Here is a 12606-nt window from a genome sequence, read left to right on the forward strand (position 1 = left end):
GGACGCCGGAAGGCCCATGACCGAAAAGGACGCCAGCGGGCAGGATAGTCGCCAGAAAGCGCGAATGCTCCAGGACATGCTTCTGGATGCCCTGCACGCCATGCGCTCGCTGGAACAAGTGGAAGGGCTGGAAAAACCGGTAACCCAGGAACGGACGCCAGAGGGACTGATCGACCGCCTGGCCAGCCTGACCGGCTCGGCGCTCCGGTTCGGGGTGAAAGCCACCGATACGTCACTGCGGGTTGGCCGTGCCCTCATCAATTCCCAGGACCAGTTGCGGGCGATGCTCACCGCAGGCCAGTCTCTCAGGGACATCCGGGAAGTGGCCGGGTTGACCCTGTCGGAAATGAGCGAGGCCCTGAACCTGCGGGACAAGTCGGTTCTGGAAGCCATTGAGAACGGTACGTCCACGCTTTCTTTCGAACTGATTCTGCGGCTCGCTGCCCTCATTGCCAGGAACGACCCCATTCCGTTCATTATGCGCACCACGCGCAACTACAACCCGGAAGTCTGGCAAATTCTGAACGACTGGGGCGTGGCGAGACTTCCCCTACAATTTGAGCGGGAGCGGGAGTTCATAAACATCTTCCGCCGGCACGACGACGCTCGCACCCTCTCCGATGAAGGTTTCCAGAAGGTGCTGGAGTTCACCCGCCAGAGCTTTGAGATGTCCCTGCACTTTATTGAGGAGCAGGAACAACAGGTGGCGGACCTTCGGGCCGCCTATGAAGAAAATTGCCCCGAAGGCTCCCCACGGTCAGCCAAATAACGCCCGCATACCTGTGATATTCGGGTTATTCACCACACCCTTTTCGGTAACGATGGCGTCAATCAGGCTGGCCGGTGTTACGTCAAAGACCGGATTGAACACGTTGACACCTTCTGGCGCCAGACCTATACCTCGCATCTCCCGGATCTCAGCGCCGTCGCGCTCCTCGATGGGCACATCCGCCCCCGACGCCATGGCCATATCCACGGTGCTTGATGGCGCAACCACCATAAAACCCACATGGTGATGGCGGGCCAGAACCGCCAGGCTGTAGGTACCGATCTTGTTGACCACATCACCATTGGCGGTGATTCGGTCGGCACCGACAATCACCCAGCGTACGTCTTTGCGGGCCATGATTGCAGCAGCGGCGCCATCGGCATTGAGCGTGACAGGAATGTTGTCGCGAGCCAGTTCCCACGCCGTCAGCCGGCTTCCCTGAAGCCAGGGCCGGGTTTCGTCGGCATAGACTTCCTTGAGAAGCTTTTTCTCATTGAGCCGACGAACAACACCCAGGGCTGTGCCATAGCCCCCCGTGGCCAGTGCTCCAGTGTTGCAATGCGTGAGCACCGAGATGGGTTCTTTTGTCCCGATATGCTCCAGGGCATGGTCCGCCATGGCAAAATTGGCCGCCAGGTCTTGCTCATGAATCGCCTCGGCCTCCCCGGCAAGCCGCTTTACCGCCTCATCCAGGGAGTGGCAGGCGTGAAACACCCGTTCCATGCGCTGCAGCGCCCAGAACAGGTTCACCGCCGTGGGCCGTGACGCCGACAGCTCGCGAATGGCCTGTTTGATTTCTGCCTTCCAGTCGCCACCACCGGCGTGCCTCGCCGCCAGGGCCACGCCATAGGCTGCACTGATGCCGATTGCAGGAGCGCCCCGAACCACCATATCCCGGATACTCTGCGATACCCCGGTCGCTCCTTCCAGAGCTATCCAGTGCTCCGCTCCGGGCAGCAGTCGTTGGTCCAGCAGCTCAAGACTGCTGCCATGCCACCGTATTGCAACGGTGCCAATGCCACGCTCGGAAGAGGATTTCGGGGTTGTTGTCATAGAAAACTGCTCCGGTTTTTCAGCGCTGAAAACTGCCAGTATAACGGTTATACTTGCGGGCTACATTTTCAAGGTGCGGCAGCTTAGCACCAAGCGCTGTAAGGCAGGAATGAATGACGGCAGACACCATCACCGCGGCCGATATCCGCATCAACGCGCGCTGGCTGATTCCAATTGAGCCAGCAGGCACGGTGCTTGAGAATCACGCAGTCATAATCCAGGGTAACCACCTGGCCGCCATGATCCCCCAGGAGCAGGCGGACCGAACGTTCCGAACCCGTGAAACCGTCGATCTCCCCCGACATGTTGTCATGCCCGGCCTGATCAATATGCACGGCCACGCGGCCATGACCCTGTTTCGCGGAATGGCGGACGATCTTCCGCTGATGACCTGGCTGAATGATCACATCTGGCCGGCCGAAGGTCGCTTTATCAGCGAACAGTTCATTGCCGATGGCACTCAACTGGCGATGGCCGAAATGCTGCGCACCGGAACCACCACGTTTTCGGACATGTATTTCTTTCCGGAAATCGCCGCGCAGGTCGCCCACGATGCAGGTATTCGCGCGCAGATCTGTTTTCCACTGCTGGACTTCCCAACGCCCTGGGGCGCCGGCCCGGACGAGTATCTGAGCAAGGGTGCCGATTTTATAGACACCTGGAAATCCGATGGCTACATCATGCCGGCCATTGGCCCCCATGCTCCCTACACCGTGTCCGACGGCCCAATGGCCGAAGCTGTCCGGCTTTCCGAGAAAACCGGTGCCGCTATCCAGATACATCTTCATGAAACCGCCTTTGAAGTTGCCGAGGCTACTGAAAAACTGGGCCAGCGGCCGACGGCCAGGCTGGCGGACCTCGGGGTACTTCGCCCCGAGACCCAGTGCGTGCATATGACCCAGATCGACAGCGGCGATATCAGCCTACTGAACCAATCCGGCGCCCATGTCATTCACTGTCCGGAATCGAACCTGAAACTGGCTAGCGGCCTTTGTCCGGTTCAGGAGCTCCTGGATAACGGGATCAATGTCGCGATTGGCACCGACGGCGCAGCCAGCAACAACGACTTGGATCTGTTTGGAGAGCTCCGCACCGCTGCCATGGTGGCCAAAGTGGTGGCCGGTGATGCCTCGGCGGTGTCTGCCCATAAAGCCCTGGAAATGGCAACCATCAACGGAGCCCGGGCCCTGGGGCGGGATCATGAGCTTGGGTCACTGGCCGAGGGCAAGCTGGCGGACATCATTGCCATTGATCTGAGCGACCCGTTCCTGCAGCCAGTCTATGATCCGGCCTCACATCTGGTGTACAGCAACCATGGCCGATCAGTAAGCCATAGCTGGATTAACGGCGTACCACAGGTACAGGATGGCCGGCTTACTCGCATTGACGTTGCCGATCTCATGCTCCGGGTGGAAGATTGGGCCGGGCGAATCCGTACAAAGGCTGACTAACCGATTTCCTATTGATTCACCAGGCAGAACCAACCATGACAAACCAGAATGTAGACCGGAACGAGATCGCCAAATTCGAAGCCCTGGCCAGCCGCTGGTGGGACCCGTCGAGCGAATTCAAGCCGCTGCACGACATCAACCCGCTGCGCCTGAACTACATTGATGAGCGAGTCTCCCTGGCCGGCAAACGCGCTCTGGACGTCGGCTGCGGTGGCGGCCTCCTGTCAGAGGGCATGGCCCAGCGTGGGGCCCATGTTACCGGCATCGACATGGGCGAGGCGCCCCTCGCGGTCGCGCGGTTGCATGGCATGGAGAGCGGTGTGAACGTGGATTATCGGCAGATCACCGTCGAGGAGCTGGCACAGGACAGCGAGCATGCGGGCCAATACGATGTTGTCACTTGCCTGGAAATGCTGGAGCACGTCCCGGATCCGGCATCGGTAATCAAGGCATGTGCCGCCATGCTGAAACCAGGCGGCCATCTGTTTGTCTCGACCATCAACCGCAACCCCAAGTCGTTCCTGTTTGCGATTGTCGGCGCCGAATACGTGCTTCGGTTGCTGCCAAAGGGCACACACGAATGGAAAAAGTTTATCCGGCCTTCGGAAATGTCCGACCACCTGCGCCACGCCGGTCTGGATGTCCGGGAGCTGACCGGGATGACTTACAACCCGATCACCAAGGTCTACAGACTGGGCCGGGACGTGGACGTCAATTACCTGATGCACGCCAGGGATATCCGTGAAGCCTGAAAACACTCAACAAACCTCGGCGGTCCTGTTTGACCTGGATGGAACGCTGATCGACACGGCACCGGACTTTATCCGCTGCCTGAATCAGTTGAGGGAACAGCACGGACTGCCTGCCCTGCCCCCGGAGCACATTCGCCGCTCGGTCTCCAACGGCGCCAGGGCGATGATCCGGGTCGGTTTCGGCCTGGAGCCGGAACATCCGGAGTATCTGGAAAAGCACACCGCGTTCCTCGACCTTTATGAGGCCGGCGTAGCGGTGGAAACCACCCTTTTCGAGGGCATGGACGAACTCCTCAAAGCCCTCGAGGAGCAAGGCATCCCTTGGGGCATTGTCACCAACAAGCCCGCCCGTTTCGCGGTTCCGCTTATTGAAGCTCTGAATCTGGCGGACCGCTGCGCAGCTCTGGTATGCCCTGATCACGTCGCACAGCGCAAACCTCACCCGGAGGCCCTGTTTCTGGCCTGCCAGCAGATGGGCACCGATCCGGGCGCTGGCATTTACGTTGGCGACCACGAACGGGACATCGAGGCCGGGCGCAATGCCGGCATGAAAACTATCGCAGTCCGCTACGGTTATATCGAGGAGCCGGAAGCCATTGACCTGTGGCAAGCGGACCTCATCGCTGACACCGTCACGGACCTGGCAAAGCTGTTACAATAAGGCATCAAATTTAGGATCCGGTGTTCAGCCGGTAACAGCCTGACACGGAGACAGGTTATGCATGATTACCAAGCACCCGCCGATCTTCTGAAAGACCGTATCGTTATGGTGACGGGTGCCGGCAGCGGCATTGGCCGGGCCGCAGCGAAAGCCTATGCCGCCCACGGTGCGACCGTCGTACTGGTTGGCCGAACTGTCGGTAAGCTGGAAACGGTTTACGATGAAATCGAGGCCGCTGGCCATCCGAAGCCAGCGATCGTGCCCATGAACTTTGAGGGCGCGGCGGTGAAGGATTACGAAGAACTGGCCATGACGCTGGAAGACAACTTCGGCCAACTGGACGGTTTACTGCACAACGCGGCCATCCTGGGCGATCGCAGCCCGGTGGAACTGTATGACCCGGAAACCTGGAACAAGGTCATGCACGTGAATGCGACAGCTCCGTTTCTGCTCAGCCGGGCCATGATCCCCCTGCTGCGCAAATCCGACGATGCGTCGGTGGTTTTCACCTCTTCCGGTGTCGGCCGGAAAGCCAAAGCCTACTGGGGCGCCTACGCGGTCTCCAAGTTTGCGGTTGAAGGCCTCAGCCAGTTGCTGTCCGAAGAGCTGGATGATGAACGCCACAATGTCCGGGTGAACAGTCTGAACCCCGGCGCCACCCGTACCAATATGAGAGCCCACGCCTACCCGGCGGAGAACCCGCAGCAGAATCCGGCACCGGAAGACCTGATGCCGATTTACCTGTACCTCATGGGCAAGGACAGCCAGGGCGTTAACGGCCAGAAACTGGACGCACAGCCGAAATAATGGAACTGCTTTTCTACACAACATCCCAGTGCCATTTGTGCGAACTGGCCGAAGCCCTGCTTGTAAATACGCCGATGCCGGAACCAATACCGGTAGACGTAGTGGACATTGCCCAGTCCGAAGAGCTGGTGGAGCGCTACGGCACCCGGATACCGGTGCTGCGGCGCAACGATACCGGTGCGGAACTGGACTGGCCTTTCACCAGGGATGAATTACTCACATTCCTGCAATGAGGATTGCCTGACATGCTGATGGTTATTTCCCCTGCGAAAACGCTGGACTACGAAAGTCCCCTGGCGACCAACACTTATACCCAGCCGGAGTTCCTTGAGGACGCCTGCGAGCTGGTCGACCAGCTAAAGGAACTCGAGCCGCATCAGATCAGCAATCTGATGAGCATCAGCGACAAGCTGGGCCAATTGAATGCTGAGCGCTTCCAGAACTGGCACACGCCGTTCACCCACGACAATGCCCGCCAGGCTGTAATGGCTTTCAAGGGCGATGTCTATACCGGCCTGGACGCCGAGAGCTTTAGCGAGCAGGACTTCGAGTTTGCTCAGCAACACCTGCGAATGCTTTCCGGCCTTTACGGGGTTCTGAAACCGCTGGACCTGATGCAGCCCTATCGCCTGGAGATGGGCACCCGGTTCGAGAACAACCGTGGCAAGGACCTGTATGCGTTCTGGGGCAACAAGATTACGAACGAGATCAACCGGCTGCTGGCAGACGACGACGGCGTACTGGTAAACCTCGCCTCCAATGAATATTTCAAAAGCGTAAAGAAGAAAGACCTTGAAGGTCGGCTGGTCACCCCCCAATTCAAGGACTGGAAGAATGGTCAGTATAAGATGATCAGCTTCTACGCCAAGAAAGCCCGCGGCCTGATGTGTCGATTCGCCATCCAGAACCGCATTACCCAGGCCGACGACCTCAAGGGGTTCAACCTCGAAGGCTATTACTTCAGCGAAGACCAATCCGATAAGAACAACTGGGTTTTCCTGCGGGATGAACAGTAATCCACGTTGATATCGGAGTAAGCAATGAACGAAGCAGTGTTTTCCCAGATCGCCATGCTGGTGTTTCTGACAGGCCTGATTGTCTGGATGGGTATCATCGTCTGGGATCTGGCCAAGAAATCCCAGGCCGGAAGATTCGGCACCATCGCCCTGTTTACGGTTCTGGGCGCCGGCGTTGTGGGCTTTATTATCAAAACCGTACTCGTAGAGATCATGCAAATATGAAAGACAAGGACCAGCCCTGATGTGGTTTCGCAACGCCCGCGTATTCCGTTTTACCAAACCGTTTGATATCTCCGCCGAAGAGCTGGAGGAAAAACTGCAGGCCGACGCCTTCAAACCCTGCGGCCCCCAGGAAACCAGCCGTCAGGGCTGGGTTCCGCCCCTGGGCAAGCATGGAGAACAGCTGGTTCATAGCGCCAACGGCTATCACCTGATTGCTTTACGCAAGGAAGAGAAGATTCTTCCGGGCCCGGTAGTGAAGGAAGCCGTTGAAGAGAAAGCAGAAGCGATCGAATTCGAGCAGGGCCGCAAGGTCCGGCGCAAGGAAAAAGACGAAATCAAGGAACAGGTGATGCTGGAGATGCTGCCCCAGGCGTTCTCCAAGAACCGTCGGTGCTTCGCTTACCTCGCCCCTCAGGACGGCGTTCTGGTCGTGGACGCCGGCTCCGCCAAACAGGCGGAAGATCTGGCCTCCACCCTGCGCAAAAGCCTGGGCTCGCTACCGGTTCGCCCGCCCGCCGTGGAACAGGCGCCCGCCTTCACCTTTACCGGCTGGCTTAACGAATCCATCGATCTGCCTGGCAAGGTGGTTCTCGGCAGTGAATGTGAGCTGAAAGATCCGTCGGAAGATGGTGGCGTGGTGCGTTGCAAGGGCCTGGATCTGAAAGCGGATGAAATCCGCAACCATCTCGATGCAGGCATGCAGGTGACCAAACTGTCCCTGACCTGGGACGACAATGTGTCCTTCGTGCTGGATGAAGAACTGGGTATTCGTCGCCTGAAATTCGGCGAAACGCTTCAGGATCAACTGGACGACGTCGACGTGGACGATGCCGCTGCCAAGTTTGACGCAGCATTCACGCTGATGACCCTGGAACTGTCTCGATTGATTCCGGGACTCCTTGAAGCACTGGGTGGTGAAGACCGCTCAGCGATTGTCGAAGAATAAAGCCGAGAACCCGGGGTCAGATGAACTGTCCATCTGACCCCTTTTCCCGAACCGCTCAGTGAGCGCTTTTGCCCAACCGCTCTCGCTGCCAGTCTTTTTCCGGTTCATTCAGAACCAGCCGCAGATCCATGACTTCCTCTTCGGTGTTGAACTTGATCTCAAAACCCAGGTGTTCCGCAAGCTGCAGCATGGGACGGTTGTCCGGCAGCACATTGCCAACCATCTCCATGGTGCCCCGGGCACGACAGTAATCGATCATCTTCTGCATCAGGGCAACGCCAAGGCCCTCCCCTTTCATTTTGTCATGAACCATCACCGCGAACTCGCACTGCAGGTTGTCGGCGTCGGTCCAGGTGCGCACGGTTCCCAAGGTCTCTTCCCCTTCACCGTCTTCCCTGGGGGCATTGGCTATGAACACCATTTCCCGGTCGTAATCAATCTGCACCATCTGGGCTACGTCTTCCCGGGAAAAATGCTTCCGGTACTGGAAGAACCGGTAGCGAATGGACTCCGGTGACTGTAATTCGTGGAACGCCCGGTGGGCGGGCTCATCCTCAGCCAACACGGGACGGATGATGACCCGGCGGCCAGATTTAGGCAGCACAATCCATTCCTCCAGTTCCCGCGGGTATGGCTGAATGATGGGCCGGCCCGGCTTGTCGGCCAGATTGATGGCGATATTCACGGCCACGGCCCCCTGCTCGTTGAACAGCAACGGCGAGATCTCCAGACCCTGAATCTCCGGAATGTCGATGACGATCTGGGAGAGGGTGACCAGGGTCTCGGACACCGCCCGGATATCCTCTTCCGGCTTCAGGCTGTGCTCTTTCAGCAGCTTGTACATGTAGGTACGGCGCAGGAGTTCACGGGCCAGAACCATATTCAGAGGCGGCAATGCGATCTGCCGATCGGTCATCACGTTTATCTGCGCGCCGGCGGCACCGCACACCACAAGTGGGCCGAACAGGGCGTCCCGGGTAATGCCGACGCTGAATTCGATCCCACCCACGTGCTGATAGGAACGCTGAACCGCAAACCCGAGAAAGCCACTGTCCGGAAAGTGGCTCTGGTATTCCTCCATCAGGTAGCGACAGGAATCCATGATGGCCGCTTCGCTGTTGAGCTTCTGTACCGTGCCCTTGTAACGACGCTGGGTTGGACTCAGATCCAGGAAAGGATGGCAGGCCTGCTCATGAATGATCGTAATATCGATGGGACGCCGCTCCACCGCGAATACCTCCAGGACCTCTTCCATGTCGTCGCAGTACATGGTGTCGATGGTGCTGATGCCATAATCCCGCACCAGATCCCGGGCTTCCCGGTTTGACAGGTGATACCGCCCTGCGCGCAGTGCCCTGCTGACCACATGTCGGGTGTGGGTCCGGTCAGCAAAGTGATCGGTAAAGGATTCGGGCGTTTCCGTGAGCAGCCGCTGAACCCTCTGGTGGCGAACATGCTGCATGAATGCCATGACGGCTTTCTCGGGATTGAAGAACGATGGCAACCCGGCACGGTAGAACTCTTCCCGGGCATCCATCACCGTGCTCTGGCCAAGCCAGCAGGTAAACACGTTCAGGCGAGTGCCCTTGGAGGCCTGTACCACCGCATCCGCAATCTGTAGGCTGTCCTCGGTCAGGCTCGGGGCATACATCACCAGAACGTTGGCCACTTCCGGATCCTTGGCCAGGATCTTGATGGCCTTGCCATACAACTCCGGCGAGGCATCGTAGTTGAGGTCAATCGGGTTCTTGCGGGTCCAGTAAGGTGGCAGCAGCTCGGCCAGGGCCTCGACACTGGAATTCGACAGCTCCGCGAGTTCACCCCCCAGGTCCGCCAACCGGTCCACAGCCAACACGCCCGGGCCAACACCGTTGGCCATGATCGCCAGCGTCTCACGGCGCAAAGGGCGCATTCGAGTTAATGTCTCGAGCGCATCGAACATCTGGCCAAGACCATCCACCCGAAGCACACCGGCCCGCTGGAGCATGGCATCGTAGATCGGATCACTGCGTTTCAATCCATCTGGCAGGTCATGGGGAAACCACTCCGACTCCGGAACCCGGCCAGACTTTACTGCAATCACTGGTTTTGTGCGGGAGGCCACCCGCACAGCCGACATGAAACGACGGGCATTGGGGATATTCTCGATGTGCAGGAGAATCGCACGGGTCTGGGTGTCCTGGGCCAGATAGTCGATCAGGTCGTCGTGATCGATATCCATGCCATCGCCCAGGGTCAGGAAGTAGGAAAACCCCACGCCCCGGGCGAACGCCCAGTCTATGACCGAACTGGCAATGGTGCCGGACTGGCCAACGAAGGCAACCCGGCCCGGGATCGCGCCCATGTGGGCGTAGGTAGCGTTCAGGCTGCGGGCCGGAACCATCAGGCCGATTGTGTTGGGGCCAAGCACCCGAATACCGGTCTCCCTGGCAGCCTCGCGTACAGAGTACATCAGAGGCTGACCGGTTTTACTGTGAGTTCGGGACATACCGCCGGTCATAACGATGGCGGTGCGCACCCCGGCTTCCCCCAACCGCTTGATGGTCTTGGCCACGGTATCCGGCGGCGTACAGATGATTGCCAGATCCGGAGAAAAATCCATTTTCGAGACTTTTTTGACGCAAGGCACACCGTGCACGTTGTCGTAATCGTTCTGGTTAACGACCAGCAGACGCCCCGGATACCCGCCCCCCATCAGGTTCCGCAATACCATACCGCCAAGGTTGTCTGCCCGCTCCGACGCACCGATCACCGCAATGGATGCGGGATTGAACAGGCTCTCCAGATACCGGGTGCTCAAGCTGACTCTCCTTTATGGGTGGCCGGCAGGCCGTTGGGAAATAAATGTAATAAAACAGGTTACTTATGAGTGTAACCCTATCTTAGGCCCTGATCCCCCGATGTGAAATGACTATCGCCCCTATAAGACCAAAGAAACACGGCATCGTGCAGTTTTCCCTGATAAGCTTGAAGAAAATACAAGCATATCGAAGGCAGTCCGAGACGTATGACCACGGCATTCTTTTCCCACGATGACTTCATGAAACACAACATGGGGCCAGAGCATCCGGAAAGCCCTGAACGGCTGGCAGCTATTATCAGCTACCTGGCCGATACCGGCCTCGATCAGAAGCTCGACTGGGTCCGGCCGGAAGAGATCACCCGCGACCAGCTACTGACGGTGCACCCTGAAAAGTACCTGCATCAACTCGACCTGATGCAACCAACAAGGGGCCGCGTGTTTACCGATCCGGATACTGCCATGATGCCAGACACCCTGCGGGCAGCCCGCCTGGCGGCTGGTGCCAATGTCCAGGCCGTGGATATGGTCATGAGCAGCCAGGTAACCAACGCGTTTGTTTGCGCACGGCCGCCCGGGCACCATGCCGAGCGAGCGAAGTCCATGGGATTCTGTTTCTACAACAACGTCGCCCTGGCCGCCATGCGTGCCCTCACCTTCCACCACCTTGAGCGGGTCGCGATCATCGATTTCGACGTACACCAGGGTAACGGCACGGTGGATATTGTTGGTGGTGACGAGCGCATCCTGATGTGCTCCAGCTTCCAGCACCCGTTCTACCCACATTCCCACGTGCACCGTCAGGCTGACAACATCGTGAACATTCCGATCGAGGCCAACTGTTCTTCTGAAGAGTATCGAAAGCGGGTAGAGGCAGGCTGGCTGAAGCGGCTGAACGACTTCAAACCCCAACTGATCCTGATTTCCGCGGGTTTTGATGCCCACAGGCTGGACCCGATGGCAGAACTGAACCTGGATACCGAAGACTACCGCTGGCTGACGGAAATGATTGTGGGCGTCGCCCACGAGCACAGCAACGATCGCATCATTTCGACGCTGGAAGGCGGATACCACCTGAGGGCCCTGGCGGAAAGCGTCAATGCCCACCTGGAAGTGCTTGACTCGGTTTACTGAATCCGATTATCCCCGGGGTTCGCCGCCATAGCCGTTAGCCTGCTGCAATTCCGGGCGGTCACCGGCCCGTTGCAAGCGGATATTGGTACGGCGGTTATCTGCCGGCCGGTTGGATGCCGGGAACTGGTCACCATGGGCCCGAACAGTAATCATGTTCTCATCAATACCGCGCGCCTTGAGGTAGTCGGCCACCACATTGGCCCGGTCTTCGGAAAGTGCGCGGTTGTCGATGCGGCTGCCAATGCTGTCACTGTGGCCATCGACGAAAATCCTCTCAACCGTGGAGTCGGCGTTCACGTAGGTCACAATATTATCCAGCAATTGTCTGTCGGCGTCAGACAGTTGAGTGCTACCGCTGGCGAACGGCACCCTTGAGCGTTGAATCTGGTCAAAATTCACTGGCAAGAGATTCGATGTGCAGCGCTGGTAACGCTGGTATTCGCCGGCAAAATTGATATTGGACACCTGTACCCGCACCGGGCTGCCATCAAACCAGGATTCCCTGGTAACTGTCGGGCGCATACCATCCAGCAGGCCGTGGGCAACAACAAATGCCTGGCGGGTATCCAGAGAGACCTGTCGGCGATCATCCGACACATTGACCGTACCCAGCGGCTTCGGCGCCACACCCGGACGCCAGGCCGGTGCTTCCACCACGAGCCTGCCCCGCCCTGGGCGCATCAGTGCGGAATCAGACTCCAGGAAAAAGCTGAGACTTTCACCCGCACGGTGATTGAACACCGCCCGACCGTAGCCGGGAACCTCGTGCACCAGGCGACACTCGAATACCGACTCGGCGAGATACCACTGGCTGTTTTCAATGCCGGCGCCATAGCTGGCAGCCTGTCCGGCAGCCGGCAAAAGCACGACAGTAAGACTGGCAACCAGTACTGTTTTCAGACGTTTTCCGGGGCGGAATCTCATAGTGCTTGCCATCAGTGTCCGGGAATTAGCAGATTCTGACTGCTTAACGGCCTGCATCCGTGTTTCTT

Annotated in this window: 13 protein-coding genes; 10 read left to right on the forward strand and 3 right to left on the reverse strand. The window is 58.4% G+C overall.

Annotated features, from left to right (window positions below):
- Positions 1–16 precede the first annotated feature (16 nt).
- Positions 17–769, forward strand: a complete 753-nt coding sequence (locus KEHDKFFH_RS17450) for a helix-turn-helix domain-containing protein (RefSeq protein ID WP_104323096.1) — start codon at positions 17–19, stop codon at positions 767–769.
- On the opposite strand, the gene mtnA is transcribed toward KEHDKFFH_RS17450, so the two are convergent.
- Positions 758–1822, reverse strand: coding sequence for an S-methyl-5-thioribose-1-phosphate isomerase (mtnA, locus tag KEHDKFFH_RS17455; RefSeq protein ID WP_104323097.1), 1065 nt, complete (start codon positions 1820–1822; stop codon positions 758–760). The two genes, KEHDKFFH_RS17450 and mtnA, sit on opposite strands and share 12 nt — an antisense overlap.
- A 113-nt stretch (positions 1823–1935) precedes the next feature.
- On the opposite strand from mtnA, the gene KEHDKFFH_RS17460 reads away from it, so the two are divergent.
- The 8 genes from KEHDKFFH_RS17460 to rdgC are packed head-to-tail and all read left to right on the forward strand — an operon-like array spanning position 1936 to position 7680.
- On the forward strand, positions 1936–3273 hold the full coding sequence (locus KEHDKFFH_RS17460; RefSeq protein ID WP_104323098.1) for a TRZ/ATZ family hydrolase: 1338 nt from the start codon (positions 1936–1938) through the stop codon (positions 3271–3273).
- Positions 3274–3308: 35 nt separating this feature from the next.
- A complete protein-coding gene (gene ubiG / locus KEHDKFFH_RS17465; protein WP_064227470.1) occupies positions 3309–4025 on the forward strand; it encodes a bifunctional 2-polyprenyl-6-hydroxyphenol methylase/3-demethylubiquinol 3-O-methyltransferase UbiG in 717 nt (238 codons plus the stop codon).
- Positions 4015–4686, forward strand: a complete 672-nt coding sequence (gph, locus tag KEHDKFFH_RS17470) for a phosphoglycolate phosphatase (RefSeq protein ID WP_064227469.1) — start codon at positions 4015–4017, stop codon at positions 4684–4686. Before ubiG ends, gph begins: the two co-directional genes overlap by 11 nt.
- A 57-nt stretch (positions 4687–4743) precedes the next feature.
- Entirely contained in the window at positions 4744–5493 is a 750-nt protein-coding gene (locus KEHDKFFH_RS17475) for a YciK family oxidoreductase (protein WP_104323099.1), read from the forward strand.
- Complete coding sequence (locus tag KEHDKFFH_RS17480; RefSeq protein ID WP_064227467.1) at positions 5493–5726, forward strand: glutaredoxin family protein; 234 nt, start codon at positions 5493–5495, stop codon at positions 5724–5726. The genes KEHDKFFH_RS17475 and KEHDKFFH_RS17480 overlap by 1 nt, the downstream gene beginning before the upstream one ends.
- Before the next feature lie 12 nt (positions 5727–5738).
- Positions 5739–6509, forward strand: coding sequence for a peroxide stress protein YaaA (gene yaaA, locus KEHDKFFH_RS17485; RefSeq protein ID WP_104323100.1), 771 nt, complete (start codon positions 5739–5741; stop codon positions 6507–6509).
- Between the two features lie 24 nt (positions 6510–6533).
- Positions 6534–6734 (forward strand): DUF2788 domain-containing protein, encoded by a 201-nt coding sequence (locus tag KEHDKFFH_RS17490; protein ID WP_069184858.1) that lies wholly within the window; start codon positions 6534–6536, stop codon positions 6732–6734.
- A gap of 19 nt (positions 6735–6753) precedes the next feature.
- Positions 6754–7680, forward strand: coding sequence for a recombination-associated protein RdgC (gene rdgC, locus KEHDKFFH_RS17495; protein ID WP_104323101.1), 927 nt, complete (start codon positions 6754–6756; stop codon positions 7678–7680).
- A gap of 55 nt (positions 7681–7735) precedes the next feature.
- Here rdgC and KEHDKFFH_RS17500 read toward each other — a convergent pair whose 3' ends face one another.
- Positions 7736–10480: a bifunctional acetate--CoA ligase family protein/GNAT family N-acetyltransferase gene (locus KEHDKFFH_RS17500; protein ID WP_104323102.1), complete on the reverse strand. Its 2745-nt coding sequence runs from the start codon at positions 10478–10480 to the stop codon at positions 7736–7738.
- Between the two features lie 207 nt (positions 10481–10687).
- On the opposite strand from KEHDKFFH_RS17500, the gene KEHDKFFH_RS17505 reads away from it, so the two are divergent.
- Positions 10688–11614: a histone deacetylase family protein gene (locus tag KEHDKFFH_RS17505; RefSeq protein WP_104323103.1), complete on the forward strand. Its 927-nt coding sequence runs from the start codon at positions 10688–10690 to the stop codon at positions 11612–11614.
- Between the two features lie 6 nt (positions 11615–11620).
- On the opposite strand, the gene KEHDKFFH_RS17510 is transcribed toward KEHDKFFH_RS17505, so the two are convergent.
- Positions 11621–12538, reverse strand: a complete 918-nt coding sequence (locus KEHDKFFH_RS17510) for a flagellar protein MotY (RefSeq protein WP_104323126.1) — start codon at positions 12536–12538, stop codon at positions 11621–11623.
- Between the last annotated feature and the right edge of the window lie 68 nt (positions 12539–12606).

It is taken from the genome of Marinobacter maroccanus, from assembly GCF_002933275.1.
Taxonomy (GTDB): Bacteria; Pseudomonadota; Gammaproteobacteria; order Pseudomonadales; family Oleiphilaceae; genus Marinobacter; species Marinobacter maroccanus.

Bases quoted from the DNA above. Each gene is read 5' to 3' on its own strand.
- KEHDKFFH_RS17450 (WP_104323096.1), top strand. From the start codon at position 17: ATGACCGAAAAGGACGCCAGCGGGCAGGATAGTCGCCAGAAAGCGCGA.
- mtnA (WP_104323097.1), bottom strand. From the start codon at position 1,822: ATGACAACAACCCCGAAATCCTCTTCCGAGCGTGGCATTGGCACCGTT.
- KEHDKFFH_RS17460 (WP_104323098.1), top strand. From the start codon at position 1,936: ATGACGGCAGACACCATCACCGCGGCCGATATCCGCATCAACGCGCGC.
- ubiG (WP_064227470.1), top strand. From the start codon at position 3,309: ATGACAAACCAGAATGTAGACCGGAACGAGATCGCCAAATTCGAAGCC.
- KEHDKFFH_RS17475 (WP_104323099.1), top strand. From the start codon at position 4,744: ATGCATGATTACCAAGCACCCGCCGATCTTCTGAAAGACCGTATCGTT.
- KEHDKFFH_RS17480 (WP_064227467.1), top strand. From the start codon at position 5,493: ATGGAACTGCTTTTCTACACAACATCCCAGTGCCATTTGTGCGAACTG.
- yaaA (WP_104323100.1), top strand. From the start codon at position 5,739: ATGCTGATGGTTATTTCCCCTGCGAAAACGCTGGACTACGAAAGTCCC.
- KEHDKFFH_RS17490 (WP_069184858.1), top strand. From the start codon at position 6,534: ATGAACGAAGCAGTGTTTTCCCAGATCGCCATGCTGGTGTTTCTGACA.
- rdgC (WP_104323101.1), top strand. From the start codon at position 6,754: ATGTGGTTTCGCAACGCCCGCGTATTCCGTTTTACCAAACCGTTTGAT.
- KEHDKFFH_RS17505 (WP_104323103.1), top strand. From the start codon at position 10,688: ATGACCACGGCATTCTTTTCCCACGATGACTTCATGAAACACAACATG.
- KEHDKFFH_RS17510 (WP_104323126.1), bottom strand. From the start codon at position 12,538: ATGAGATTCCGCCCCGGAAAACGTCTGAAAACAGTACTGGTTGCCAGT.